A 25,759-nucleotide genomic window follows, 5' to 3' on the forward strand; every position below is an offset into this window, starting at 1 on the left:
ACCACGCAGCACCGGCTGCGCACTCACTCCGGGGGAACGGCCTGGCCCTTGCTGATGATGGTCAGGCCGGAGTCCGTGACGGCGAAGCCGCGACGGCGATCCGCGTCGGCATCCACCCCGATCCTCGCGCCGGCGGGGATCCGCACGTTCTTGTCGATGATCGCCCGCCGCACCACGGCTCCGGAGCCGACCTGGACCTTGTCGAGCAGCACACAGCCGGTCACCTCCGCAGCATCGTCGACGAAGACGTCGGTGGCGAGGATGGAGGACTGGACGGCCCCGCCGGAGACCACGACGCCGGCCGAGACGATCGAGTCATGGGCCCCGCCCGAGCGGCCCGAGGAGCTACGCACGAACTTGGCGGGCGGGGAGATGCTCTGCCGCGTGTAGATGGGCCACTTCAGGTTGTACAGGTTGAACAGCGGCAGCGGGGAGATCAGATCCATGTTGGCGTCGTAGTACGAGTCCATGGTCCCGACATCGCGCCAGTACTGGCGGTCGCGATCGGTGGAGCCGGGGATCTCGTTCATGGTGAAGTCGTACACGGCGGCGTCATTGCGCTCCACGAAGTAGGGGATGATGTCCCCGCCCATGTCGTGCTTCGTGTCGAGGCGCCCGGCGTCCTCCTCGAGTGCCTTCAGCAGGGCATCGGTGGTGAAGACGTAGTTGCCCATGGACGCGAGGAAGCTGTCGGGGTCGTCGGGCAGGCCGGGGGTGCTGGAGGGCTTCTCGACGAAGGCCTTGATTCGTCCGGTGTCCTCCGGATCCACTTCGATGACCCCGAACTGGTCGACGAGATTCATCGGTTGGCGCACGGCGGCCACGCTGACCGAGGCGCCGCTCTTCACGTGGGCGTCGACCATCTGTTCGAAGTCCATGCGGTAGACGTGGTCCGCGCCGATCACCACCACGATGTCGGGCTGGGCGTCGTGGATCAGGTTCAGCGACTGGTAGATCGCATTGGCGCTGCCGAGGAACCAGCTCTTGCCCCGGCGCTGCTGCGCCGGCACCGACGCGACGTAGTTCTGCAGGAGGGTCGACATGCGCCACGTCTCCGAGACGTGCCGGTCGAGACTGTGGGACTTGTACTGCGTGAGCACCACGATCTGCAGGTACCGGGAGTTGACGAGGTTCGACAGGGCGAAGTCGATCAGCCGGTAGCTTCCCGCGAAGGGGACAGCGGGTTTCGCCCGGTCGGCCGTCAACGGCATGAGCCGCTTGCCCTCCCCGCCTGCCAGTACGACGGCGAGTACTTTCTTCGGTGCCACGTCGACCTCCCGCTCCTGATTGCCCTGCCCGGTCGACCGCTGCCCGGACGGGTGCAGGTCTTCGTCCCGGAACCGCTCCGGTCATCTCACACTAGAGGACTCGGACCTACTGCACTACGTTGAGGGAGTGCGTATAGACATTGTGACCAAGGAGTTCCCGCCCGAGATCTACGGTGGGGCGGGAGTGCACGTCGCCGAGCTCAGCCGGGTCCTCGCCGCCGAGGTGGAGTTGCGGGTCCACGCCTTCGGAGCGCCCCGACCCGGTGAGTACCACGGCGCCTCGGTGTCCTCCTACGGTGTGCCGGAGGGTCTCGTCGGGGCGAACGCCGCGGTGCAGACACTCGGGACGGACCTCCAGATGCTCGAGGGCATCAGCGGGGCCGATCTGGTCCACTCCCACACCTGGTACGCCAACATGGCAGGTCATCTCGCAGCGCTGCTGCACGGTATACCGCACGTCCTGAGCGCCCACAGCCTCGAGCCGCTGCGCCCGTGGAAGGCCGAGCAGCTCGGCGGCGGCTATGCGCTCTCGTCCTGGGCCGAGAAGACCTCCTACGAGGCGGCGGCCGCCGTCATCGCTGTCTCCGCGGGCATGCGCGCCGACATCCTCCGCAGCTACCCCGACGTCGATCCGGGCAAGGTGCACGTGGTCCACAACGGTATCGATGTCTCCCAGTGGTCGCGCGACGAGGACGACGATGTGCTGCGCACCCACGGCATCGATCCGGATCGGCCGAGCGTGGTCTTCGTGGGGCGCAATACCCGGCAGAAAGGTGTGCCCTATCTGCTGAGGGCGGCGGCATATCTACCCGCCGAGGTTCAGCTAGTCCTGTGTCTCGGCGCCGCCGATACACCCGAGCTGGCCGCCGAGACGCAGGGCCTGATCGACGACCTCCGTGCGCGGCGCGGCTCGGTGGTGCTCATCGAGAAGATGCTTCCCCGGCGGGAGGTGGTCCAGATCCTCAGCCACGCGACCGTCTTCGCGTGCCCCTCGATCTACGAGCCGCTCGGGATCGTCAATCTCGAGGCGATGGCCTGCGGAGCCGCCGTCGTCGCCTCCGCCACCGGCGGCATCCCCGAGGTCGTCGACGACGGCGTCACCGGTATCCTGGTGCCGCTCGAGCAGGTCCAGGACGGCACGGGGACGCCACTTGACCCGGAGGGTTTCGTGACCGACTTCGCCGCGGCCCTCACCGCCGTGGTGCAGGATCCGGAGAGGGCGGCAGCGATGGGCGCCGCCGGTCGCGCCCGCGCGGAGCAGCAGTTCGACTGGGGTTCCATCGGCGACGCGACGCTGGAGGTCTACCGCGGCGTCCTGTAGCTCCGGTCCGCGGACGGCCGGCATCCGCTCGGGCGAGGAGATCTGCAGGCCACCGCACTCGACCCAGAGGAAGCCCCCGGCAGCAGGAGAACTTCGTCCGAGTCCTCGAACGTGGGACGCCGTGGACAGCGCAAGCTCCGGCCGATCCCACCATTCGGGCGTGGACGGTGGGATCGGGGGAGTCATCCGTGCCAAACCCCGCCGTCGATCCCACCGCTGAGACCTGACACGTGGGAACGACCGGTCGTTCCCACCGGAGATCCCGGAAGGGTGGGATCGACGGCTCACCTCCCGTGGGACGGCGCACCTCCCGGGAGGCCCGGATACATGGGATGGACTGCCCACCCTCCGACGGATTGCACCGGCCGGGCGCAGCGCCCTACTTCGCGGCAGCGACAGCCCCGGACTTCCTCGCCTTCTTCGCCTTCTTCTCCCGGGCCGCGCGAGCGAGGAGGGTCTTCTCGTCGATCGGCGCGTCACCACTGGCGCGGCGCCGCCGGATGTAGGCGGCCGCCTCCTCCTGCCGCTCCCGTTCGGCCCCGCTGGCCACGGCCGAGCGCAGGTGCTCCTGTCCGTAGCCGAAGGCCTCCACCAGATCGAGCGCGTGTGGGCGGATCTTCGTCAGCAGGCGGTTGATGTAGCCGTCGAGGGTACGGGCCCGCTGGGAGGAGAGCCGGCCGTTCATGAGGAACCACGCCAGGTCCTTCTCGATCAGGCACAGCCCGAACAGATCGCGCAGGCGCGTCAGGACCTCCTTGGTCCCCGGGTCCTCGATCTTCTGCAGGCCCCGCGAGAACGCCTCCCACTGAAGGAGCTCGGCGTGTGCGTGGGCCACCTCGATGAGTTCGTTCTGGTGCTCGTTGAACAGTGCCGCGGACTTCTCCTGGGTCATCCCCTTCGCCCCGCGCAGGACAACGGCGAGATCGGCGACGCGGGACTGCACACGGTCAGAGAGGAGCTCACGCTGGGTGTCCTCGTCGCGCAGCGCGATCGCCGACTTCCTCTCGGAGCCCGAATCCGCCACGGTCTGCGCCACCCGGCGCAGACCGGAGCGGTGCAGGGTCTTCTCCGCGGCCTGGGACACGGCGTAGCGCGCCAGCACGCCGAAGTCCACGCCCTTGAATTCCTTGGCGTAGTCGGTCAGCAGTCGCTTGGCCACGAGCTGGAGGAGGATCGTGTTGTCGCCCTCGAACGTCACGTACACGTCGAGGTCGGCGCGCAGCGAGGCGAACCGGTTCTCGATCAGGAAGCCCTGGCCGCCGGTGGCCTCCCGGCACTCCTGAAGTGTGTCCAGTGCCAGCCAGGTGCTCAGGGGCTTCAGGGCCGCCGCGAGGGTCTCGAGGTCCTGGCGGTCCTCGTCGGTGTCGTGCTGCCCGGAGAAGACGTCGTCGAACTTCTCGAGCAGCTCCTCGTGGGCGAACGATGCCGCGTAGGTCGCCGCGAGCCGCGGCAGGAGGCGCCGCTGGTGACGCTGGTAGTCCATCAGGACCTCCTCGACGAGATCGGAGGAACCGTTGAACTGGCGACGCTGCGTCGAGTAGGTGATGGCGGCGGTCAACGCGAGCTTGCTCGCCGCGACCGCTGCGCCGTCGAGCGACACGCGACCCTGCACGAGGGTGCCGAGCATCGTGAAGAAACGCCGGCCCGGGGAGGCGATGGGCGAGGTGTAGCTGCCGTCCGGCGCCACGTCGCCGTAGCGGTTGAGCAGATTGGTCCGCGGCACGCGTACACCGTCGAAGTGCAGGCGACCGTTGTCGATGCCGTTCAGCCCGCCCTTGATGCCGTCGTCCTCCCCGCCGACGCCGGGCCTGAAGGACCCGTCCTCGTTGCGGAGCTCGACATAGAGACCATGGACACCGTGGTTGACGCCGTTGGTGATGAGCTGGGCGAACACGACGGCCGCCCGCCCGTCGATGGCCCCGTTGCCGATGTAGTCCTTCCACGCCGCGCGGAAGGGTGTGTCGATGACGAACTCGTCCGTCGCCGGATCGAAGGTGGCGGTGGTGGCGATGCTCGCCACGTCGCTGCCGTGGCCCGTCTCGGTCATGGCGAAGCAGCCGGGGATCTCCATGGACATGATGCCCGGGAGCCAGGCCTCGTGGTGCTGCGCCGTGCCGAGGTGCAGCACGGCGGAGCCGAAGAGGCCCCACTGCACGCCGGCCTTGATCTGCAGCGACGGATCCGCGATCACCAGTTCCTCGAAACCGGCCACATTGCCGCCGTGATTGTCCTCCCCACCGAAGGCGGCCGGGAAGGCCCGGTGCACCGCCTGCTGCTCGACCAGGTAGTGCAGCTGGTCGAAGCAGCGTGCGCGGTGGTCGTGGTGCGTGAGGCCTTCGATCTTGTGCACCTCGGGCCGTCCTGCCAGCTCACGCGCGGTGCGGCGGACGTCGGCCCACCGTCCCAGGAGGAGTTCGCCGAGCGCGGCGGTGTCGACGACGGCCTGGTCGTTGTCGGTGATCTCGACGGTGGCAGGGATCTGCTGCGGCGCGGAGAGGGTCTGTGTCATGGCGTGTCCTTCGCTTGGGGACGGCTGAGGGGGGAAAGGGGATGCATCAGGGCCTCGTCACGGCTGATGCCGTCGAAGAGCCAGCCCGTGATGTACCGGGCGAGCTGCTCCTCGGTGGGTCGGCGCGGCCCGGGTGGCGTGGAGAGCCACTGTTCGCCGACGGCCCGCACCATGCCGATCGCCGCCGTGGGCCAGTACTCGGGAGCCGCGTCCTCGGGGCCCGCGGAGCGTTCGGGCGCGAGGAGGTAGGCGCGCATGGGGCGCGAGATCATCGCGGTCACAGCCGCGAGGAAATGCGCGAGGGTGTCGTCGCCGTCCCCGCCCGCTGCGCTCGACTCGGCGATCCCCACCCGCGTGACGAAGGCGTAGACGTTCGGTGACGTCCTGGCCATCTGCAGGTAGGCCAGCACCATCGAGTGGAAGCCCTCCCGCGGACCGGTCGCGGCCTTCGCGGCGTCGAGCACCCTCTGCTGCATCTGGGCGATCACCACTTCCGCCACGGCCCGCTGCAGCCCGGTCTTGTCGCCGAAATAGCGGTAGTACACCGATTTGGAGGTGTCGGCGGTAGCTGCAATGTCCTCCATCGATGCTCCCGGACCGAGGGCGTCGATGGCCCGCCGTGCAGTCTTGATGAGCTCCCTGCGTCGCTCGGTGCGGTGCTCCGCCCAGCGGCTGGAGCGCCCGTCGGGGACGAGTTCGGAGCGTTCATCCGGCGCCACGGATGCCTTCGTCGGAGCGGGGGCCAACTTCATGATACCAAGCGTATCAGCTACGATAGGTATCGATAACTCACCTCTCCCACCAGGAGTACTTCCATGGCAGACCAGGCCCACGCTCAGACCACCGCCCGCTCACCCCGCACGGCTGTCGTCATCGGCGGCAACCGCATCCCGTTCGCCCGTTCCGGTGGGGCCTACGCGTACTCCTCCAACCAGGACATGCTCATCGCAGCGCTGGACGGGCTCGTGGCCCGCTTCGGACTGCAGGGTGAGCGCATCGGGGAAGTGGCAGCGGGTGCGGTCCTCAAGCACTCCCGCGACTTCAACCTGACGCGCGAGGCGGTCCTCGGCTCCGCACTCTCGCCCGAGACACCGGCCTACGATCTGCAGCAGGCATGTGCCACCGGCCTGGAGACGGTCGTGGGACTCTCCAACAAGATCAAGCTCGGACAGATCGACTCCGGCATCGCAGGAGGCGTCGACTCCGCGTCCGACGCCCCGATCGCCGTGAGCGAGGGCCTGCGCCGTGTGCTGCTGGACCTGTCCCGTGCGAAGACCACCCAGCAGAAGATCCGCATCCTCGGCACCCTGCGACCCAAGGACCTCTCGCCGAACGCGCCGGGAACGGGAGAACCGCGGACCGGACTGTCGATGGGGGAGCACCAGGCCATCACGACGGCGGCCTGGCAGATCACGCGGGAGGCCCAGGACGAACTGGCCTACCGGAGCCATCACAATCTCGCCGCCGCCTACGAGCGCGGGTTCTTCACCGATCTGATGACCCCCTACCGGGGCCTCGTGAAGGACGCGAATCTCCGCCCCGACACGTCGGTGGAGAAGCTCGCGACCCTCAAGCCCGTGTTCGGCAAGGAACTGGAGACCCCGGCGACCATGACCGCGGGTAACTCGACACCCTTGACCGACGGTGCCGCCGTCGTGCTGCTCGGCAGCGAGGAGTACGCCACAGCGCACAATCTGCCCATGCTCGCGAACATCGTCGACGCCGAGGCAGCCGCCGTGGACTTCGTCAACGGCGAGGAGGGGCTGCTCATGGCGCCGGTCCACGCCATGCCGCGCCTGCTCGCGCGCAACGGTCTCACCTTCGACGACTTCGACTTCTTCGAGATCCATGAGGCCTTCGCGGGGACCGTCCTGGGATCGCTGGCAGCCTGGGAGGACGAGGACTACTGCAAGCGCGTCCTCGGGCTCGACGGGGCGCTCGGGAGCATCGACCGGTCGAAGCTCAATGTGAACGGCTCGTCCCTGGCCGTCGGCCACCCGTTCGCGGCGACCGGTGGGCGCATCGTCGCCTCACTGGCCAAGACGCTGTCGGAGCAGGGCGGTCGCGGTCTTATCTCCGTCTGCGCGGCCGGCGGACAGGGCGTCGTCGCGATCCTCGAGGCGAGGAACTGATGACAGACCGGTACGTGGATCTCGTCAACACGCCGCTCGCGGCAAGGCTCGCCAAGGCCCTCGGACTCCCACGGCCGTCCGTCCTGCGGCGCTACACCCCGGGCGAGGCTTTGGCCACGAAGCCGGTCCTGGTGGCCGGGTCCGGCGCCGGGGCGGATGCGCTCGCCGAGGTCATCCTGGGCTGGGACGTCGAGGTCCGGCGCCACGTGCTGCCCGGCGAGAAGCTCAGCGCCGCCGTCGTGGTGCTCGACGCCGCGGACTCACCCGCGGATCTTTCCGCGCCGCTCCTGGAACTGGGCCAGGCGGTGAAACTACTCGTTCCCGGCGGACGCGTGGTGGGGATCTCCCGTGCGGCAGAGGACACGTCCGATCCGGCGCGGGCCGCCGCCCGCCAGGGCATCGACGGCGCACTGCGCTCGGTGGCCCACGAGCTGCGGGGAGGTGCCACGGCCAACGGCATCGTCCTGCGGGGGCAGACGACGACGACGGACCCCTCCACGATCGGCGCGCTTCGCTTCTTCCTCTCGGGCAAGAGCGCCTATGTGGACGGCCAGCTCATCGAGGTGCAGGCGGTACCCGAGGACAGCGTGTCCGACGTCGCGGCGGCCACCGCTGCCGAGGGGGAGGGCGTCCCCGACCGGCCCCTCGACGGCAGGACGGCGGTGGTCACCGGAGCGGCCCGCGGTATCGGCGCGAAGATCGCCGAGATCCTTGCCCGCGACGGCGCCCACGTGATCGCCGTCGATGTTCCGGCGGCAGGCGAACAGCTGGCGCAGGTGGCCAATCGGGTGGGTGGCACGGCGCTGCAGCTGGACATCACCGCACCCGATGCCGGGACGCGGATCCTCGAGCACGTGGGGCAGCGTCACGGCACCCTGGACATCGTGGTGCACAACGCCGGCATCACGCGCGACAAGCTGCTGGCCAACATGGACGCTGCCCGCTGGGACTCCGTGATCGCGGTGAACATCTCCTCGCAGCTCGTCATGAACGAGCAGCTCCTCGCCTCACCGGTCTTCTCGCCGACGGGGCGCATCATCAGCCTCGCCTCCACGAGCGGCATCGCGGGCAACCGCGGCCAGAGCAACTACGCCGCCTCCAAGGCCGGCGTGATGGGCATGGTCCGGGCGCAGGCCGCAGCGTTCCACGGCGGGGCCCGCACCATCAACGCCGTAGCCCCCGGCTTCATCGAGACGGACATGACGGCGAAGATCCCGCCTCTCACACGGCAGGTGGCGCGGCGCCTGAGCAGTCTGCAGCAGGGCGGCCTCCCCGTGGATGTCGCCGAGACGATCGCGTTCCTCGCCTCGGACGCCGCCGCGGGGGTGAACGGTCAGGTGGTGCGCGTCTGCGGGCAGAATCTGGTCGGAGCGTGAGCGGGCCGATCGCAGGTGGGACAGAGTCGGGGGAGGCAGAGTCGGACAACACGACGGAGCTGGACCAGGTGCCCGGTCTGCCCGGTCTCTACCGCCAGGCGCTCGCACTGGCTGCGCGACGCCGGATGGGCCGGGAGGACGCGCCGTCGTACCTCCCTGACGTGCAGCACGTCGTCCAGGGTGTCACGGCCGATCGCGCCGAGCTGACGCGCTTCCAGCACCTGCTGCGGTCTGCGGTGCGGGACCAGCTCCCATCGGCCTACCTGCACACCCTCGCGTTCCCGGTCGCAATGAGCGTCCTGGCTCGTCCCGACTTCCCGCTGCCCCTGCTCGGCATGGTGCATCTGAGCAACGAGGTGCACCAGAGCCGCCAGGTCGGCGCCTCCGAGCACCTCGAGATCACGGCCCGCGCCGAGGACCTGCGCGCACACCCCGCCGGCACCCAGGTTGACCTGGTGACGGAGATCAGCGTGGACGGCGAGCGCGTCTGGACGGGACGCTCGGTCTACCTGGCGCGCGGCGTGCGGATCGCCTCCGGTACCGGTACGCCGGACGCACCGGTGCGCCCGGCGTTCTCGCCACCCGTGCCGACCGGTGTGTGGCGCCTGGACGCCGGGACCGGGCGCCGGTATGCGGCGGTGTCCGGGGACTGGAACCCCATCCACCTGAGCCGGCCAACGGCTAAGCTGCTCGGCATGAAGGGCGCCATCGCCCACGGCATGTATCTCGCGGCACGGATGGTGGACCGGGCCGTCCCGGCGCCGTCGGGCGCCATCGACTGGCGCATCGACTTCCACACACCGGTCCCGCTCCCCGGCACCGTGACCACCTCCTTCCGCCGCTCGGACGAGGACGGCGGAAGGATCGACGTCGTCGGGTGGTCGACCGAGCTGCGGAGACCACACTTCACCGGGTGGGTGCACCCGGATCGGAACGATCCTGACGGACCGACGACTGCCTGAACACTCCGGACCGCACGGGCGCACCGAGACCTAGACTGGGCGCATGACTCGTACCGCTCTCCTCGATCGCGCCGCCGAGCTCGATGCCGCCGACCCGCTGGCCGCCCACCGCAAGCTCTTCCTCGATGCGGCCGACGACTCCGTGCGGGCGTACCTGGACGGGAACTCGCTGGGACGTCCGCTCGCTGCGACCGTCGACACTCTCACCTCGTTCGTCCAGGACCAGTGGGGAGGGCGTCTGATCCGCGGGTGGGACGAGGGCTGGCTGTCCCTGCCGCAGGAGATCGGCGACCAGCTCGGCCGGGTGGCGCTCGGGGCCGCGCAGGGTCAGTGCGTGGTGGCCGACTCCACCAGTGTGCTGCTGTACAAGCTGGCGCGGGCCGCCGTCGCCGCCCGCCCCGGGCGGACCGAGATCGTGGTGGACCGGGACAACTTCCCGAGCGACAGGTTCATCGTCGAGGGCATCGCCCGCGAGCGCGGTCTCACGGTGCGCTGGCTGGACGTCGCCTACGACGGCGGGGCCACGCCCGACGACGTCTCCGCCGTCGTCGGCGCGCAGACCGCCCTGGTGCTGCTGAGCCACGTGGCGTACCGCTCCGGCTTCATCGCCGACGTCCCGGCCATCACGCGCATCGCCCACGACGCCGGCGCCCTCGTCCTGTGGGACCTGAGCCACTCCGTGGGCTCCGTCCCCGCGGAACTGGACGCCTGGGACGTCGACTTCGCCACGGGTTGCAGCTACAAGTACCTCAACGGTGGGCCGGGGGCTCCCGCCTGGGCCTACGTGGCCGAGCGGCACCTGCCGACCCTGGACCAGCCGATCCTGGGGTGGCTGGGCAGCGCCGATCCCTTCAGGATGGGCTCCGCCTACGAGCCGGCCAATGGCATCAGACGCCTGGTCTCCGGCACGCCGCCGATCATGGGCATGCTCCCCGTCCAGGACATGCTCTCCGTGGTCGACGGCGTCGGCCTGGACGCCGTCCGTGCGAAGTCCGAGGTGCTGACGGCGTTCGCCGTCGACGCCGTCGACACGCTGCTCGCGCCCCACGGCGTGGTCCTGGCGTCACCGCGCGATGCCGCCCGACGCGGTGGCCACATCACCATCGACCACCCCGCGTTCGCCACGATGGTGCCCGAGCTGTGGAAGGAGGGCGTCATCCCCGACTACCGCAACCCCAACGGCATCAGATTGGGTCTCTCACCCCTGTCGACGTCGTTCGAGGAGACTGCGCTCGCCGTCGAGGCTATTGCCGCCCGACTCGGTGCCGAGGTATAGCGCGGTGGACACGCGCTGATTCACCATCGGAGCCATTCTCGTGTAGAGTCCTTCTCGTTGCTTTCAGCGGTTCAGGCCGCGGAAATCCACCCGCGCGGGTGGCGGAATGGCAGACGCGCTAGCTTGAGGTGCTAGTCCTCTTATTGAGGGTGGGGGTTCAAGTCCCCCTCCGCGCACGAATGGAAATGACCCCCACACTGGTTTCACATCACCAGGGTGGGGGTCATTTCCATGCGTGTGGCAAGCCATTCGGTGAGCCTTTCCGGGCCGGGCCGCGAGTCCCACGCCTGCTTCGGTTGTAGGGCAGGCTGGCCTGCGCTGCGCGGAAGCCGTTAATCCGGGACGATTGACGTATGAACCGTTCATTCCCCCTGGTCAGGACATATCCACTCGTGCTCGCGACGCTCCTGGTCGCCGCGATGGGCTTGATCCTTCTGGCCACTCCCGCGAGCGATGCGGCGCGGTGGATCGTGGGTGCGTATGCGCTTGTGATCGCGGCGTGGGAAGCAGCCGGGATGATCCGGCAGCTTCTCAGGGGGCATGCGGGGCTCGACATTCTTGCCGTCACCGCGATCACTGCTGCGGTGCTCGTGGGGGAGCCATGGGCAGCGCTCGTGGTGGTTCTGATGCTCACCGGTGGCGCGGCGCTCGAGGACTACGCCGAGAATCGGTCGAAGCGGGAACTCACCGCACTGCTGCGCAAGGCCCCGCAACGTGCCAATCGTATCCTCGACGGTGTCGCGGCGGACCGTCCCGCCGAGGCGCTCACCGAGGAGGTGCCCGTCGACGACGTCGAGGTCGGCGACCTGCTGCTGGTACGACCTGGCGCGCTCGTGCCAGTGAACGCGATCCTCGTGTCCGAGCATGCCGTGTTCGACGAGTCCTCCCTCACCGGAGAGAGCCTGCCCGTGGAACGTGCCGCCGGTGAGCGAGTATCGAGTGGTGCGGTCAATGGCCGGGTCGCACTCGTCATGCGTGCTGCTGCACGTGCCGCGGACAGCGAGTACCAGCAGATTGTGCGCCTGGTCGAGCAGGCCGCGGGCAGCAGGGCGAAGGTCGTCCGGCTCGCCGATCGGTACGCGGTGCCGTTCACCGTCCTCGCACTCGGGATCGCCGGGATCGCGTGGGCAGTCAGCGGCGAAGCCGTCAGATTCGCCGAGGTGCTGGTCGTGGCGACGCCCTGCCCGTTACTGATCGCAGCACCGGTGGCATTCCTCGGCGGCATGAGCCGCGCTGCGAGGTTCGGACTGATCGTGAAGGGTGGTGGCACCCTTGAACAGCTTTCGCGGGCGCGCTCGGCCGCCTTCGACAAGACCGGCACCCTCACCATCGGCAAGCCCATCCTGGAGCGTGTTCTGCCCGCCCACGGCTTCGGCGACGACGAACTGCTGCGCCTCGCGGCCTCAGCGGAGGTGTACTCCTCGCATGTCCTCGCCGATTCAGTCGTCGGTGCAGCGAGGCAGCGCAATCTGGCGCTCCTCGAAGTCGAGCATGCTGAAGAGATCGCCACGAACGGTGTGGCGGCGACCCTCAACACATCACATGGGCCGGATGCCGTGATCGTGCGGGTGGGTAAATCTTCCTGGCTACGCGAGTACGCTTCCGACCTCACGATCGCCGACCTCGCACCGGGCGAGCTCGCGATCTACGTCGCAGCGGGTCACCGCTTCGCCGGAGCTGTGGTCATGCGTGATCGGGTGCGTCCCGAAGCAGGGAGGGCTCTGCAGGAGCTACGGCAACTCGGCATCGAGCGCACGCTCATGGTTACCGGAGACATCGCCACCACCGCAGAACCGATAGCACGTGGTCTCGGGATCAGTGAGGTACATGCGGAGTGCCGCCCCGGTGACAAGGTGCGCATCGTCAGTGAGGTGCAGCCGCGACCGCTCATCATGGTCGGCGACGGCCTCAACGACGCCCCCGTGCTCGCTGCGGCCGACATCGGCTTCGCAATGGGAGCACGCGGTGCAACAGCGGCGAGCGAATCGGCCGACATCGTGAACCGCTTCGACACCCTCGCCTCGTTGCCGCGCGCGGTCAGGATCGGGCAGGACACCGTGCGGATCGCGTTGCAGAGCATCTGGCTCGGGATCATCATCAGCGTCGGGCTCATGCTCATCGCAGCCTTCGGCTTCCTGCCCGCGCTGCTGGGGGCATGGCTGCAGGAAGTAGTTGATCTCGTGGCGATCCTCGGCGCGCTCCGTGCACTCGGCCCGCGCTCCGAGCGTGGCCCTCGGTCGCCACTGGCCGAAGCGGCAGCCCACAAGGACGAACCCCCTGCTGCGCCCTCGTCCGAATTCTCTGGCCGTCCGGACGGCATCACCCGGACCAGCGAGAAGTGACACCTCGGTCCTCCAGTACTCGGACACCAGCAAGAGTGCCACGCCTGCCCTCCGGCGCTCGGTAGGCTGGGTGGACACCGCTACCCAGGAGGACCACGTGGGCATCACACCCGAAGATGAAGTCGTCAGGATCTGCCAGGAACTGATCCGCTTCGATACCTCGAACTTCGGGGACAACGAGGGTCCGGGGGAGCGCGCGGCCGCCGAGTACACGGCAGGGCTCATCGAGGAGGTGGGCCTGTCCACGCAGCTCTTCGAAGCCGCACCCGGACGCGCCTCGGTCCTCGCCCGCATGGAAGGCACGGATCCCTCCCTACCGGCCCTCGTGGTGCACGGACACCTCGACGTCGTGCCGGCGCAGAAGGAGGACTGGAGTGTGGACCCCTTCAGCGGTGAGGAGAAGGACGGTCTGATCTGGGGCCGCGGCGCCGTGGACATGAAGGACATGGACGCCATGATCCTGTCCGTCCTGCGGTCCATGCAGCGCGACGCCATCAAGCCCAAGCGTGACCTGATCTTCGGGTTCTTCGCCGACGAGGAAGCCGGCGGTGCCTACGGTGCCTCCTGGCTCGTGGACAACAAGCCCGAGGTCTTCGAGGGCGCCGCAGAGGCCATCTCGGAGGTCGGCGGCTTCTCCGCGACCATCGGCGGTCAGCGCACCTATCTGCTCCAGACGGCCGAGAAGGGCATCTCGTGGCTCCGCCTCGTGGCCCACGGCCGCGCCGGCCACGGCTCGCAGATCAACACCGACAACGCCGTCACGGCCCTTGCGCGTGCCGTCACCCGTATCGGCGAGTACTCCTGGCCCATCGAACTCACCCCCACCACACGCCAGTTCCTGGACGGCGTCACGGAGCTCACGGGTGTGGAGTTCGACGCCGACAATCCCGAGATCCTGCTGCGCGAGCTCGGCACGGTGGCGCGCTTCGTGGGTGCGACGTTGCAGAACACCGCGAACCCCACCGTCCTCAAGAGCGGGTACAAGCACAACGTCATCCCGGGCACCGCCGAGGCCCTGATCGACGTGCGGACCCTGCCGGGGCAGCAGGACCAGGTCCTCGAGATCATCCGAGGCCTTGCCGGCGAGGGTGTGGACGTGAGCTACGAGCACAAGGACACCTCGCTCGAGGTGCCGTTCGCCGGCAATCTCGTCGACTCCATGATCGACGCCCTGCACGCCGAGGACCCCGGCGCCAGGGTGCTGCCGTACACGCTCTCGGGCGGGACCGACAACAAGTCGCTGAGCCGCCTCGGGATCACGGGCTACGGCTTCGCGCCACTACAGCTGCCCGACGAGCTCGACTTCACGGGCATGTTCCACGGGGTCGACGAGCGGGTTCCCACGGACTCCCTACGGTTCGGGGCGAAGGTGCTCGCCCGGCTGCTCACCACCTACTGAGCCCCGCCCGCTGACCCTCCACCGGGCAGGACACCATTCGACAGGACATCCCATGACCGACACGAAGACTTCCGATCCGATCGCCGACGCTGCCGCGACGATCGAGCAGCTGCTGCCCGACGATCTGATCGAGCGCTTCAGGAGGCGGGCGGCAGGCTACGACGCCGGTAACTCGTTCTTCACGGAGGACTTCGCGGAGCTGCAGGAGAACGGGTACCTGCAGCTGCTCGTGCACACCAGGCCCGGCGCTGCCGGCGGCATGCAGCAGGCCGCCCGGGCCCAGCGCCGGCTGGCCGCAGCCGCTCCCGCCACCGCCCTCGGGGTCAACATGCACCTGATCTGGACGGCCGTTGCAGGGCTCCTCGCCGATCGCGGCGACGACTCGCTCCTGTTCGTCCTGGACGAGGTCCAGCGCGGCGAGATCTTCGCGTTCGGCGTCTCCGAACCCGGGAACGACGCCGTGCTCTTCGACTCGCTGACCCGAGTTGAACCGGTGGAGGGCGGCTACACCTACACAGGCACCAAGGTCTTCACGAGTCTGTCACCGGTCTGGACCCGGCTGGGTGTCTTCGGGAAGCTCCCGGGCGCGGAGGGCGACGGTGACGCCATCCTCCATGCCTTCGTGCCCCGGGGTGCTTGCGGTGTGGAGATCCTGGACGACTGGAACCCTCTCGGCATGAGGGCTACCAGGTCCAACACGACGCGCCTCGCGGACGTCCGGGTACCCACCGACGCGGTCTTCCGACGCACCCCTGTGGGACCGAACGCGGATCTGCTGGTCTTCGGGATCTTCGCCGCGTTCGAGACGCTCATCGCCTCGGTCTATCTCGGGATCGCCGATCGCGCCCTCGACCTGGCGGCCGACGCGCTCACGCGCCGCCGGAGCCATGTGGCGGGACGGCCGTTGTCGGACGACCCGGTCCTGCGCCAGCTCCTGGCAGGAGCGGCCATGGCCAGGACGGGGGCCGCTGCGGAGCTGCGCGCCGTGACGGCGGATCTCGACGCGGGCGTGGACGACCGTTCCCGGTGGTTCGCACGTCTCGTTACGCTGAAGACGCACGCGGTGGACGCGGCCGTGGCGGCGACCGGCGTGGCGTTGCACGTGGGCGGGGGATCCGGTTTCTCGGCGACGTCGGAGATCGTCCGCCTGCACCGCGATGCACTCGCCGGACAGTTCCACCCCTCCACCGAGGAGTCGGCACGGTCCACCGTCGCGACGAGTCTCCTCGGGCCGCCGTCGGAGTAGTCGCCGGCCCCCGCCCAGCTACGCCGTGCGTTCCACCCGCAGTACCTTGCGCCGCAGCCAGTACCGGCGGGCACCGCCGATGTAGATGCAGCTGCGCTCCAGTTCCCACTTGCCGTACTCCGCGTGCTCGGTGACCAGGCTCCGGGCTGCGGGCAGGGACTCGCTCGCCGAGACCGTCAGGACCAGGTATTCGTACTGCCTGCCGTAATCGCGCTTCCGAACGGCCGTCGCATTCTGGATTTGTTCTCGCATATGCCTCCAATTGTGCTGTCTTTACCGCTAACGTCTAGGCCATGAGCATAGATCCGCGTGTGGCGCTCGAGTCCCTGGTGTCGGCGCTCGAGGAGCATCTCGCGTCGTCGGCATCCCGGCGACAGGAGGACGACCCCGCGGTGGATGCAGCGTACCGCAGCATCGCGGCGGCGTTCGAGGTCTACGAGGAGGCCCTGTACGACGCCTTCGGGGAGGTCACCCCGCTCGAGATCTACGAGGAGACGGACGAGGACGACGAGGACGACGAGGACGACGACGAGGACCGGGAGGACGAGGAGTCCGGCTACGTGGCCGAGCTGATCGACGAGGAGGTCGAGCCGGTCCCCGAGTCCTAGGATCGCTCGATTCATCGAGTACCGTCGCCCCGCCGCGGGTGGTTCTCAGTCGAGCAGCGCGGAGACCTCGTCCAGGACCTCTGCGATCGGTTCCGCCACCGGAGCGCCAGCCGTGGCGAGGATCTCCTCCAGCTGCTGCGGGGTCCTGGCCCCGACGATCGCGGAGGCGACGCGTTCGCGGTGCAGCAGCCAGCGCAGGGCGAGTTCGTGCGGCCGCAGATCGAGGCCCCGCGCGGCAGTGCACAGTGCCTCCGTGACCCGCTGGGGTCTGCCCGACAGATACGGCTCCACGTAGGGCGCCCAGACATCGGACCCGCCCCGTGACTCGGCAGGTGTCCGCCCGCGGTACTTGCCCGTCAGGACGCCGCGCCCCAATGGTGCCCACGCCAGGATGGCCGCTCCGAAGGCTTCCACCGATGGCAGTACATCGCGTTCGGCCGTGCGATTCACCAGGGAGTACTCGACGTCGTCCACGACGATCGGGAACGGCGCCGTGGCGGCGGCACGTGCGAACTCCCAGCCCGTGTAGTTGGACAGACCGATGTAGCGGGCCCTGCCGCTGCTGTAGGCGGTCCCGAGGGCGCTGAGGGTCTCTTCCAGTGGCACGGCGGGGTCGGGGGACGGCGCGAGCCAGAGATCCACGTGGTCGGTACCGAGCAGGGACAGTGAACTGTCCAGCGAATCCAGGAGCCCCCGCCTCGAGCTGTCGAGGCGCCGGTTGCCGGAACGGGTGGTGCCGCCCTGCACCGCGAGGACCACCTCGGAGCGGGCCACCGTGTCACCGATGAAGCCGCCGAGCATGGCCTCCGCCTGGCCTTCTCCGTAGCGGGCTGCGGTCTCGACGAGCGTGCCCCCGGCCTCGGTGAAGAGCCGCAGCTGTTCGCGGGCGGCATCCTCCGCCACCTCGCTGCCCCAGTTCATGGTGCCCAGTCCCAGAGTCGACACGGACAGGCCGCTCGCTCCCACGTTTCGCCGTTGCATAGGCCCAGCCTAGAGGCTCCCGGGGCGCCGATGGCTTAGGGTCGGAAGCGTGAATTGGATAGAAGCGATCATCCTGGGGTTCGTCCAGGGCCTTACCGAATTCCTACCCATTTCATCGAGCGCCCACCTGCGCATCATCGGAGAACTGCTGCCCAACGCACAGGATCCGGGAGCGGCGTTCACCGCCATCACGCAGCTGGGTACGGAGACGGCCGTCGTCGTCTTCTTCTGGCGCGACATCGTGCGGATCGTCAGGGCGTGGTTCGGTGCCCTGAGGGGCACGGTGCCCCGTGATGATCCCGACGCCCGGATGGGCTGGCTCGTGATCATCGGCAGTCTTCCCATCGTGGTGCTCGGCCTCCTGTTCCAGGACCAGATCGAGAGCACGTTCCGCAGCATGTGGATCGTTGCCACGATGCTGATCGTCTTCGGCATGATCCTGGCTGTCGCCGACCGGGTGGGACGCCAGACCCGTGAGCTCACGCAGCTCACCTATCGTCACGGCATCCTGTACGGCTTCGCGCAGGCGCTGGCCCTGGTCCCGGGGGTCTCCCGTTCCGGCGGCACCATCACCGCCGGTCTGCTCATGGGCTACACCCGCGAGGCCGCCGCCCGCTACTCCTTCCTGCTGGCCATCCCCGCAGTCTTCGGCAGCGGCGTCTTCCAGCTCGTCAAGAGCTGGGACGAGCCGGGCCCGTACGCCCTGCCCGAGACGGCCCTGGCCACCCTGGTCGCTTTCGGGGTCGGCTTCGCCATCATCGGGTGGTTCCTGAAGTTCGTCAGTACGCGCGGTTACGGCCTCTTCGTCTGGTACCGCATCCTGCTCGGCGTGGCCCTCTACGTGCTCCTGGGCGCCGGGGTCATCACCGCCTGACGGCGGGCCGTAAGCTGGAACGTGTGATTGCGTGGAACTCGACCCCTGTCCCCGACCTCGACGGCACCCAGTCGGACCTGAAGCTGTTCGACACGGCTCGCCAGGAGCTCGTCCCCCTGCCGGTGCGAAACGAGCGAAGCCTCTACGTCTGCGGGATCACCCCCTATGACGCGACCCACCTGGGCCATGCGTCCACCTACGTCGCCTTCGACCTCCTGAACCGCACGTGGCGCGACACCGGGTCGAGAGTCTCCTACGTGCAGAACGTGACCGACGTCGACGATCCGTTGCTCACCCGCGCCACAGCGACGGGCGTCGCGTGGCAGGATCTCGCAGCCGAGCAGACCGAGCTGTTCCGTGAGGACATGGAAGCGCTCAACGTCCTGCCTCCGGACCACTACATCGGTGCTGTCGAATCCATCGAGTGGATCGTGCCGGTGGTGGAGGATCTGGTGGACCGAGGTCTCGCCTACGCCGTCCCGGGTGGGGACGGCGAGCCCGACGGTGACATCTACTTCTCCCTCGACGCCGTCTCCTCGCTCGGGGAGGGCGATACCGCACGCTGGTTCCTGGGCCAGGTCTCGCACCTGGATGCGGAGACGATGCTCGAGCTGTCCGCCGAGCGCGGCGGGGACCCGGCACGGCCGCACAAGCGCAACGCGCTGGACCCGCTGCTCTGGCGCGCCGCACGCCCCGGTGAACCCTCCTGGCAGGGCGGACGTCTGGGCCAGGGGCGACCGGGCTGGCACATCGAGTGCGCCGTGATCGCCAGGCGCTTCCTGCCGGCACCGTTCACCGTGCAGGGTGGCGGCTCCGATCTGATCTTCCCGCACCACGAGATGAGCGCCTCCCACGCCTGGGCGGCCGGGGGGGAACCCCTCGCCGAGCACTACGCGCACGCAGGCATGGTGGGCTACGACGGGGCGAAGATGAGCAAGTCCCTCGGCAACCTGGTCCTCGTGTCGCAACTGCGCCGTTCTGGGACGGACCCGGCGGCGATCCGCCTCGCCATCCTCGCCCACCATTACCGTTCCGACTGGTCCTGGACCGGCTCCGTCCTGCCGACGGCCGAGGCGCGGCTCGCCGCATGGCGGACCGCTGCCGATCTGGCGACCGAGGACGACGTCGTCCTCGTCAGTGACAGGGTGCGCGGGCACCTCGCGAACGACCTCGATGCACCCTCGGCCCTCGAGGCTGTCGATGCGTGGGCGGTCTCCACGACCGACAGGACGTCGTCGACGGACCCGGTGACCGGCCGGCCCCCGGCGTCGGTGCGCCGGCGGCTGGTCGATGTGGTGGACGCCCTGCTCGGCGTGCGCCTCGACCGCGCCTGAGCAGCACTCCGGTTCCGAGGCCACCCGCTCGACACCGCGCGTACGTCGGATGCGTCGGGGAGGCTACTCCCCGCGGCGTTTCCTGAGATACCGCTCGAACTCGCGCGCAATGGACTCGCCACTGGCCTCCGGCAGGTCCACCGTGTCCTTGGCCTCCTCCAGCTGGCGTACGTAAGCGGCGACCTCGGGGTCCTCGACGGCGAGCTCGTCGACCCCGCGCTCCCAGGCCTCGGCCTCCTCGGTCAGGATGTGCGAGTCGACCGTGATCTGCAGCACCTCCTCCAGCTTGTTCAGCAGCGCGAGCTGGGCCTTGGGAGAGGGGGACTGCCCCACGTAGTGCGGGACGGCGGCCCAGAGCGACATGGTGGGGATGTCCGCGAGCAGACCCATCTCGGCCAGTACCCCGACGATCCCGATCGGACCCTCGTAGGTGGATGGTTCGACGTCCAGGCTCTCGCGCACCATCGCGTCGTCGGAGGTGACGGTCACGGGGATGGGCCGGGAGTGGGGCACATCGGCGAGCAACGCCCCGACCAGAACGATGCAGTCCACTTCGAGCTCCTTCGCGAGGGCCACCAGTTCGGCCGTGTACGCACGCCACTTGTAGGAGGGCTCGACGCCGTTGACGAGGATGAGATCCACATTCGACTCGGGCACCTCGGTCTTGCTGATGCGTGTGGTGGGCCAGGTGATACGGCGCTGGCCGGAGGAGTTCCGCGACACCATCGGCCGGGTGAACTGGAAGTCGTAGAACTCGTCGGCGTCGATCGTGGAGATCCGCTCGCTCCCGAAGAATCGGCCCAGGTACTTCAGCGCGTCACTGGCCGCCTCGCCGGCGTCGTTCCACCCCTCGAAGGCCGCGAGCATGATGGTGATGCGCCGCTCGGGCTCATCGGCATCCTGGAAAAGTCCCTGTACCCCGCCCTGCCGGTTCTCGTCGAAGCTGTCCACGCTTCTCACCCTAGCCCCGCCGCCCGGGCGTGTCAGGCGTGCCCGTACGGCTTCGCGCACAGCATAGGCACCTGGGCCGGGAGGAGCCCACCGTAGACTTGGGATCATGGCATCCCCCTCCACCGACAGCGTCCAGACCCCACTCCATGACGATCCACGCGACGGTGACTCCACCCGTTCGGAGGCCCACAGGCTCCAGGCCGTGCTCTGGGACATGGACGGGACGATCGTCGACACGGAGCCCTTCTGGATCCGTGCCGAGAAGGAGCTCGTGGAAGCCCACGGGGGAACGTGGACGCCCGAGCAGGCCCTCGAACTCGTGGGGCAGGCACTCCAGTACTCCGCCACCCAGCTCCAGCGCGCCGGCGTCCGCCTCGGGGTCCAGGACATCATCGACCAGCTCACCGAGCAGGTCGCGGCCCAGGTCCGAACCGGTGCACCCTGGCGGCCCGGTGCACGGGAACTGCTCGCGGCACTGAACGAGGAAGGGATACCGTGTGCCCTGGTCACCATGTCAGAACCTCTCCTCGCGGGAGCCGTCGCCGACCAGCTCCCGGAAGGCACGTTCTCCCATCTCGTCACCGGTGACCGCGTGCGCCACGGCAAGCCCGACCCGGAGGCCTACCAGCTGGGCTTCGACCTCCTGTCCATGGATCATCCGGGGCTCAGCAAGGACCGCGTGCTCGCGATCGAGGATTCACTGCCGGGGGTGACCTCGGCGCTCGCCGCCGGCGTCGTGACCCTGGCCGTCCCGCACATCGGCACGCTCCCACCGGATGCCCGCCGCACGGACTGGGACACCCTGGTGGGCAGGACCCCCGCCCACCTCGCCGGCCTGCTCCCCGCGGGCGTGCGTCCCGACGCCGTCGCCCGGCACCGGTGAGCACCACCCCGAAGCCGGTCCGGGCCCAGCCCGCACCGGGTCTCTCGCTCGGGCGCATCCTCGGGATCCCCGTGGTGCTGGCCTGGTCGTGGTTCGTGATCACCGTGATCATCGCGCTGGTCTTCGGGCCGCGGGTCGCTGCGGCGTTCCCCGGTATCGGCGCCGGATCGTACCTCGTCGCCCTGGGCTACGCCCTGCTGCTCGCCGTCTCCGTGCTCCTCCACGAACTGGCCCATGCCCTGACGGCACGGGCCTTCGGCTGGCCCACCACGCGCATCGTGCTGAACCTGTGGGGCGGCCATACCCAGTTCGCCACCTACAACGCCTCACCCGGACGATCCCTCCTCGTGGCACTCGCCGGACCGGCCGCGAACTTCCTCCTCGCAGCGCTCGGCTGGGGTGTCCTGCAGCTCATGGAGTCGGGCTCCGTCGCCTACCTCCTGGCGACCATCCTCGTCTGGGCCAATCTGCTGCTCGCCGTGTTCAACGTGCTGCCCGGACTGCCCCTCGATGGCGGACGCCTGGTCGAGAGCGCGGTCTGGAAGGCGACCGGCAGCCAGGAGCGGGGAACGATCGCGGCAGGCTGGGCCGGCCGGGTGATCGTGGTTCTCCTGCTCCTGGCCGTTGTCGGCCCGCCCCTGCTGCAGGGCCGGTCGCCCGATCTGACGATCATCGTCATCGCCGTCGTCATGGGTGCCTTCCTGTGGATGGGGGCCTCGGCCGTGATCGAGAACGCGCGCATGCGTCTCCGCCTGCCGGAGATCAGCGCCGGGCGCCTCCAGCACCGGGCCGTAGGCCTTCCGTCGGGGACGAGCGTCCTCGCCGCCCGCCGCCTCCTGCGCGAGAACCCGGGCACCGTCGTGGTCCTGACCGGAGCAGCAGGGATCCCGGAAGCCGTGGTCGACGAGACCGCGCTCCTGGCCGTACCGGACGACGTCGCCGACACGACCCCGGTCTCGGCCGCCGCGCGCCGCCTCGGAGCCGGCGCGTACGTCCCCGAGAACGCCGAGGGCCAGGAGCTCGTGCAGTTCCTGGCACGGCTCGAGGGGAGTGAGTACGCCGTGATCGACCGCCGCGGTGCCGTCACCGGTGTACTCCACCAGCGGACCGTGGTGCAGGCCATCACCGGCAAGAGCGCTCCCGGCCCCTGAGGCAGTCGGAGTGCGCGCCGCCGCGGGCATTACGACGAGCCGACAGCAGGCGCCTGCACCCGACCCGCATCACCTTCCAGACTGTTCCCATCCTCCTGCCGGCCACGCCGGCGCACGCCGAAGGACCACGCATGACTTCCAGCCCGATCGAGCCCCCCACACCGACCACGCCCTCCTCGGAGAAGGCACCTCACGGCGCGGCAGCCCGCCGCGGCCCGTTCCGTCCCGGCGAGCGCGTGCAGCTGACCGACGAGAAGGGCCGGATGAACACCATCACGCTCACACCCGACGGCGCGTTCCACACCCACAAAGGCTTCCTCCAGCACGATGCGATCATCGGTTCCGACGAGGGCACCATCCTCGAGAACACCAGCGGGCAGCTCTACCAGGCGCTCCGGCCGCTCCTGTCGGACTTCGTCCTGTCCATGCCGCGCGGCGCGGCGGTGGTCTACCCGAAGGATGCCGCGCAGATCGTCACGATGGCCGACATCTATCCGGGTGCACGCGTGGTCGAGGCGGGCGTAGGCTCCGGCGCACTGTCCATCTCGCTCCTGCGGGCCGTGGGCGACGCCGGCTACCTCCACTCCTTCGAGCGGCGCTCCGAGTTCGCCGACATCGCCCGGGGGAACGTGGAGACCATCTTCGGCGGAGTCCACCCCGCCTGGCGGATCACGCTCGGGGACTTCCAGGAGCAGGTGGTGGAGCACGAGGAGCCCGGGTCCGTGGACCGGGTGGTGCTCGACATGCTGGCACCCTGGGAATGCCTCGACGCCGTCGCGACCGTCCTGGCTCCCGGAGGAGTGTGGATCAGCTACGTCGCCACGGTCACGCAGCTCTCCCGCACGGCCGAGGCGATCAGGGCGGACGGCCGCTTCACGGAACCCGAGGGATGGGAGTCGATGGTGCGCGGCTGGCACCTGGAGGGACTGGCGGTGCGGCCCGACCACCGTATGGTGGCGCACACAGGTTTCCTGCTCACGGCGCGCAGACTCGCCGACGGCGCCGTGGGCTTCACCCCCAAGCGTCGCCCGTCGAAGACCGGGTTCAGCGAGGAGGACCTCAACGCCTGGACACCGCGGGCAGTCGGTGAGCGGGAGGTGTCCGACAAGCGGCTGCGGAGGGTGGCGCGCGACGCGGCGTCGACCATCCAGCGCGGTGCGCTCCCTCCGGACGAGGCGCAGGCGCGGCGCGACGCCATCGCCGACGGCGGGGGAGTCGAGTAGCCCGTCCCGGCCCGGTCGGGGTCACCCGGGCCGGATCCCGGCACCCACGCAGGACCGTCAGGTGTCTGCGCTACAGTCGGAAGACAGCCGAAGGACCAACCCAAGGTGGCGAACAACATGTCGGAATCCGACGTCAATCCTCCCGCGGACGAGCAGCGGCGCGCCGGCTCGCCCGCCGCCGACCCTTCGGTGGCGCAGCGCCAACTCGGTGTGGTCCGCGACAAGCTGCGGGGCATCGACCGGCAGTTGGCGGCGGCCACGCAAAACAACGGCAAGCTCGTGAGTGCACTGGAAGCCGCCCGCACGGAGATCGTGCGGCTGAAGGCCGCCCTCGAGAAGGAGGGCGCGGCGCCCTTCAGCTTCGCGACGGTCATGCAGGTCAACCCGAAGCGGGCGTCCGAACCGGGCATCACCACCGACGCGACGGTGCAGGACACCGCTGACATCCTGCAGTCCGGACGCAAGCTGCGCGTCACGGTCAGCCCCCTCATCAGTGTCCGGCGGCTGGCACCGGGGCAGGAGGTGCTCCTGAACGAGTCCCTCACGATCGTTGCGGCCCTGGGCTTCGAACGTGCCGGGGAACTCGTCACCGTCAAGGAAGTGGTCGGCACGGACCGCGCCCTCGTGGTGGGCCGGACCGACGACGAACGCCTGATCAAGCTCTCCGGGCCGCTGCAGGCCGAGAAGGTCCGCGTGGGCGACGCCCTGGCGATGGACGCGAGATCAGGGTACGGGCTGGAGAAGGTACCCCGCAGCGAGGTGGAGAATCTCGTCCTCGAGGACGTCCCCGATATCGCCTACGGCGACATCGGAGGCCTGGGCCCGCAGATCGAGCAGATCAGGGACGCCGTCGAGCTCCCGTTCCTGCACCCCGATCTCTACCGTGAGCACGGCCTCAAGCCGCCCAAGGGAATCCTCCTCTACGGGCCCCCGGGCTGCGGCAAGACGCTGATCGCCAAGGCCGTGGCGAACTCCCTCGCCGCCCGGGCGGCGGAGCGCGCCGGCGTCGAGCAGATCAGGAGCTACTTCCTCAACATCAAGGGCCCGGAACTGCTCGACAAGTACGTCGGGGAGACCGAGCGGCATATCAGGCTGATCTTCGCGCGGGCCCGGGAGAAGGCCTCGGACGGCAGCCCCGTGGTCGTATTCTTCGACGAGATGGACTCGCTGTTCCGCACGCGGGGCACCGGGGTCTCCTCCGACGTCGAGACCACCATCGTCCCCCAGCTGCTCAGCGAGATCGACGGCGTCGAGAAGCTCGAGAACGTGATCGTGATCGGGGCGTCGAACCGCGAGGACATGATCGACCCGGCCATCCTCCGCCCTGGGCGCCTCGATGTGAAGATCAAGATCCAGCGGCCCGACGCCGAGGGTGCCGCCGAGATCTTCGCGAAGTACGTCACGGCGGACCTGCCGCTGCACGCGGACGATCTCGCGGAGAACGGCAACGACGCGCAGACCACCATCTCCGAGATGATCCGCCGGACGGTCGAGCAGATGTACTCGACCGACAAGTCCAACGAGTACCTCGAGGTGACCTACGCCAACGGGGACACGGAGATGCTGTACTTCAAGGACTTCAACTCCGGAGCCGTGATCCAGAACGTCGTGGACCGGGCCAAGAAGTACGCCATCAAGGACCTGCTCCTGGACGGCAGCAAGGGCCTGCGCATAGAGCACCTCATGCGCGCCGTGGTGGACGAGTTCCGCGAGCACGAGGACATGCCGAACACGACCAATCCCGACGACTGGGCGCGCATCTCCGGTAAGAAGGGTGAGCGCATCACGTACATCCGCACCATCGTGCAGGGCAAGGCTGGTCAGGAACCCGGAAAGTCGCTCGAGACCACGGCCAACACCGGTCAGTATCTGTGATCCGTTCGCCAGGGCGGTCGACGACCCGACCGGTGGGACTCCCACCGG

General features: G+C 69.0%; 21 protein-coding genes and 1 tRNA gene. 16 read left to right on the forward strand and 6 right to left on the reverse strand.

Annotated features, from left to right (window positions below; translation table 11 throughout):
• Window positions 1-23: 23 nt before the first annotated feature.
• Complete coding sequence (gene glgC, locus FQ377_RS04810; protein ID WP_148600137.1) at window positions 24-1,268, reverse strand: glucose-1-phosphate adenylyltransferase; 1,245 nt, start codon at window positions 1,266-1,268, stop codon at window positions 24-26.
• Between the two features lie 127 nt (window positions 1,269-1,395).
• Between glgC and glgA the strand changes: the two genes are divergently transcribed.
• Window positions 1,396-2,589 carry a glycogen synthase gene (gene glgA / locus FQ377_RS04815; protein WP_148600138.1) on the forward strand — a complete coding sequence of 398 codons (1,194 nt, stop codon included), beginning with the start codon at window positions 1,396-1,398 and terminating at the stop codon, window positions 2,587-2,589.
• Window positions 2,590-2,968: 379 nt separating this feature from the next.
• Here the strand turns inward: glgA and FQ377_RS04820 are convergent, their stop codons facing one another.
• Both FQ377_RS04820 and FQ377_RS04825 read right to left on the reverse strand, forming a co-directional pair.
• On the reverse strand, window positions 2,969-5,098 hold the full coding sequence (locus FQ377_RS04820) for an acyl-CoA dehydrogenase family protein (RefSeq protein WP_148600139.1): 2,130 nt from the start codon (window positions 5,096-5,098) through the stop codon (window positions 2,969-2,971).
• On the reverse strand, window positions 5,095-5,850 hold the full coding sequence (locus FQ377_RS04825) for a TetR/AcrR family transcriptional regulator (RefSeq protein WP_148600140.1): 756 nt from the start codon (window positions 5,848-5,850) through the stop codon (window positions 5,095-5,097). Before FQ377_RS04825 ends, FQ377_RS04820 begins: the two co-directional genes overlap by 4 nt.
• A 63-nt stretch (window positions 5,851-5,913) precedes the next feature.
• Between FQ377_RS04825 and FQ377_RS04830 the strand changes: the two genes are divergently transcribed.
• The 8 genes from FQ377_RS04830 to FQ377_RS04865 all read left to right on the forward strand — a co-directional run bounded on the left by FQ377_RS04830 (window position 5,914) and on the right by FQ377_RS04865 (window position 15,831).
• Window positions 5,914-7,230 (forward strand): acetyl-CoA C-acetyltransferase, encoded by a 1,317-nt coding sequence (locus FQ377_RS04830; RefSeq protein ID WP_148600141.1) that lies wholly within the window; start codon window positions 5,914-5,916, stop codon window positions 7,228-7,230.
• Entirely contained in the window at window positions 7,230-8,606 is a 1,377-nt protein-coding gene (locus tag FQ377_RS04835) for a 3-oxoacyl-ACP reductase (RefSeq protein WP_148600142.1), read from the forward strand. Before FQ377_RS04830 ends, FQ377_RS04835 begins: the two co-directional genes overlap by 1 nt.
• Window positions 8,603-9,568: a MaoC family dehydratase gene (locus FQ377_RS04840; protein WP_262364283.1), complete on the forward strand. Its 966-nt coding sequence runs from the start codon at window positions 8,603-8,605 to the stop codon at window positions 9,566-9,568. The genes FQ377_RS04835 and FQ377_RS04840 overlap by 4 nt, the downstream gene beginning before the upstream one ends.
• A gap of 43 nt (window positions 9,569-9,611) precedes the next feature.
• Window positions 9,612-10,844 (forward strand): kynureninase, encoded by a 1,233-nt coding sequence (locus tag FQ377_RS04845; protein WP_148600143.1) that lies wholly within the window; start codon window positions 9,612-9,614, stop codon window positions 10,842-10,844.
• Window positions 10,845-10,936: 92 nt separating this feature from the next.
• Window positions 10,937-11,020, forward strand: a tRNA-Leu gene (locus FQ377_RS04850).
• A gap of 177 nt (window positions 11,021-11,197) precedes the next feature.
• Window positions 11,198-13,186, forward strand: a complete 1,989-nt coding sequence (locus FQ377_RS04855) for a heavy metal translocating P-type ATPase (protein ID WP_148600144.1) — start codon at window positions 11,198-11,200, stop codon at window positions 13,184-13,186.
• 70 nt (window positions 13,187-13,256) lie between these two features.
• Window positions 13,257-14,585, forward strand: a complete 1,329-nt coding sequence (locus FQ377_RS04860) for a M20/M25/M40 family metallo-hydrolase (protein WP_262364284.1) — start codon at window positions 13,257-13,259, stop codon at window positions 14,583-14,585.
• Window positions 14,586-14,637: 52 nt separating this feature from the next.
• Entirely contained in the window at window positions 14,638-15,831 is a 1,194-nt protein-coding gene (locus tag FQ377_RS04865; RefSeq protein WP_148600145.1) for an acyl-CoA dehydrogenase family protein, read from the forward strand.
• A gap of 18 nt (window positions 15,832-15,849) precedes the next feature.
• Here FQ377_RS04865 and FQ377_RS04870 read toward each other — a convergent pair whose 3' ends face one another.
• Window positions 15,850-16,083, reverse strand: coding sequence for a DUF5703 family protein (locus FQ377_RS04870; RefSeq protein WP_148600146.1), 234 nt, complete (start codon window positions 16,081-16,083; stop codon window positions 15,850-15,852).
• Window positions 16,084-16,124: 41 nt separating this feature from the next.
• Here FQ377_RS04870 and FQ377_RS04875 point away from each other — a divergent pair, with 41 nt between their 5' ends.
• The gene (locus FQ377_RS04875; RefSeq protein ID WP_148600147.1) at window positions 16,125-16,439 is read left to right on the forward strand and encodes a hypothetical protein; all 315 of its coding nucleotides are present in this window, start codon (window positions 16,125-16,127) and stop codon (window positions 16,437-16,439) included.
• A gap of 45 nt (window positions 16,440-16,484) precedes the next feature.
• On the opposite strand, the gene FQ377_RS04880 is transcribed toward FQ377_RS04875, so the two are convergent.
• On the reverse strand, window positions 16,485-17,420 hold the full coding sequence (locus FQ377_RS04880) for an aldo/keto reductase (RefSeq protein ID WP_148600148.1): 936 nt from the start codon (window positions 17,418-17,420) through the stop codon (window positions 16,485-16,487).
• 49 nt (window positions 17,421-17,469) lie between these two features.
• On the opposite strand from FQ377_RS04880, the gene FQ377_RS04885 reads away from it, so the two are divergent.
• Together FQ377_RS04885 and mshC are read left to right on the forward strand one after the other, a co-directional pair.
• Window positions 17,470-18,294 carry an undecaprenyl-diphosphate phosphatase gene (locus tag FQ377_RS04885; RefSeq protein ID WP_148600149.1) on the forward strand — a complete coding sequence of 275 codons (825 nt, stop codon included), beginning with the start codon at window positions 17,470-17,472 and terminating at the stop codon, window positions 18,292-18,294.
• A gap of 23 nt (window positions 18,295-18,317) precedes the next feature.
• On the forward strand, window positions 18,318-19,628 hold the full coding sequence (gene mshC / locus FQ377_RS04890) for a cysteine--1-D-myo-inosityl 2-amino-2-deoxy-alpha-D-glucopyranoside ligase (RefSeq protein ID WP_148600150.1): 1,311 nt from the start codon (window positions 18,318-18,320) through the stop codon (window positions 19,626-19,628).
• Between the two features lie 63 nt (window positions 19,629-19,691).
• On the opposite strand, the gene FQ377_RS04895 is transcribed toward mshC, so the two are convergent.
• Entirely contained in the window at window positions 19,692-20,579 is an 888-nt protein-coding gene (locus FQ377_RS04895) for a PAC2 family protein (protein WP_262364285.1), read from the reverse strand.
• A 106-nt stretch (window positions 20,580-20,685) separates the two neighbouring features.
• Here FQ377_RS04895 and FQ377_RS04900 point away from each other — a divergent pair, with 106 nt between their 5' ends.
• The 4 genes from FQ377_RS04900 to arc all read left to right on the forward strand — a co-directional run bounded on the left by FQ377_RS04900 (window position 20,686) and on the right by arc (window position 25,711).
• Window positions 20,686-21,462 carry an HAD family hydrolase gene (locus tag FQ377_RS04900; RefSeq protein ID WP_148600151.1) on the forward strand — a complete coding sequence of 259 codons (777 nt, stop codon included), beginning with the start codon at window positions 20,686-20,688 and terminating at the stop codon, window positions 21,460-21,462.
• The gene (locus tag FQ377_RS04905; protein WP_262364286.1) at window positions 21,459-22,613 is read left to right on the forward strand and encodes a site-2 protease family protein; all 1,155 of its coding nucleotides are present in this window, start codon (window positions 21,459-21,461) and stop codon (window positions 22,611-22,613) included. Before FQ377_RS04900 ends, FQ377_RS04905 begins: the two co-directional genes overlap by 4 nt.
• A gap of 131 nt (window positions 22,614-22,744) precedes the next feature.
• Window positions 22,745-23,836, forward strand: coding sequence for a tRNA (adenine-N1)-methyltransferase (locus tag FQ377_RS04910; protein ID WP_148600153.1), 1,092 nt, complete (start codon window positions 22,745-22,747; stop codon window positions 23,834-23,836).
• Between the two features lie 117 nt (window positions 23,837-23,953).
• On the forward strand, window positions 23,954-25,711 hold the full coding sequence (gene arc / locus FQ377_RS04915) for a proteasome ATPase (RefSeq protein ID WP_148600154.1): 1,758 nt from the start codon (window positions 23,954-23,956) through the stop codon (window positions 25,709-25,711).
• The last annotated feature ends 48 nt before the right edge of the window (window positions 25,712-25,759 follow it).

It is taken from the genome of Arthrobacter echini (genome assembly GCF_008107445.1).
Classification (GTDB): Bacteria; Actinomycetota; Actinomycetes; order Actinomycetales; family Micrococcaceae; genus Arthrobacter_D; species Arthrobacter_D echini_A.

Bases quoted from the DNA above. Each gene is read 5' to 3' on its own strand.
- FQ377_RS04875 (WP_148600147.1), top strand. From the start codon at position 16,125: ATGAGCATAGATCCGCGTGTGGCGCTCGAGTCCCTGGTGTCGGCGCTC.
- FQ377_RS04870 (WP_148600146.1), bottom strand. From the start codon at position 16,083: ATGCGAGAACAAATCCAGAATGCGACGGCCGTTCGGAAGCGCGATTAC.
- FQ377_RS04845 (WP_148600143.1), top strand. From the start codon at position 9,612: ATGACTCGTACCGCTCTCCTCGATCGCGCCGCCGAGCTCGATGCCGCC.
- FQ377_RS04900 (WP_148600151.1), top strand. From the start codon at position 20,686: ATGGCATCCCCCTCCACCGACAGCGTCCAGACCCCACTCCATGACGAT.
- FQ377_RS04865 (WP_148600145.1), top strand. From the start codon at position 14,638: ATGACCGACACGAAGACTTCCGATCCGATCGCCGACGCTGCCGCGACG.
- FQ377_RS04820 (WP_148600139.1), bottom strand. From the start codon at position 5,098: ATGACACAGACCCTCTCCGCGCCGCAGCAGATCCCTGCCACCGTCGAG.
- FQ377_RS04835 (WP_148600142.1), top strand. From the start codon at position 7,230: ATGACAGACCGGTACGTGGATCTCGTCAACACGCCGCTCGCGGCAAGG.
- FQ377_RS04910 (WP_148600153.1), top strand. From the start codon at position 22,745: ATGACTTCCAGCCCGATCGAGCCCCCCACACCGACCACGCCCTCCTCG.
- FQ377_RS04880 (WP_148600148.1), bottom strand. From the start codon at position 17,420: ATGCAACGGCGAAACGTGGGAGCGAGCGGCCTGTCCGTGTCGACTCTG.
- FQ377_RS04855 (WP_148600144.1), top strand. From the start codon at position 11,198: ATGAACCGTTCATTCCCCCTGGTCAGGACATATCCACTCGTGCTCGCG.
- FQ377_RS04830 (WP_148600141.1), top strand. From the start codon at position 5,914: ATGGCAGACCAGGCCCACGCTCAGACCACCGCCCGCTCACCCCGCACG.
- arc (WP_148600154.1), top strand. From the start codon at position 23,954: ATGTCGGAATCCGACGTCAATCCTCCCGCGGACGAGCAGCGGCGCGCC.
- FQ377_RS04825 (WP_148600140.1), bottom strand. From the start codon at position 5,850: ATGAAGTTGGCCCCCGCTCCGACGAAGGCATCCGTGGCGCCGGATGAA.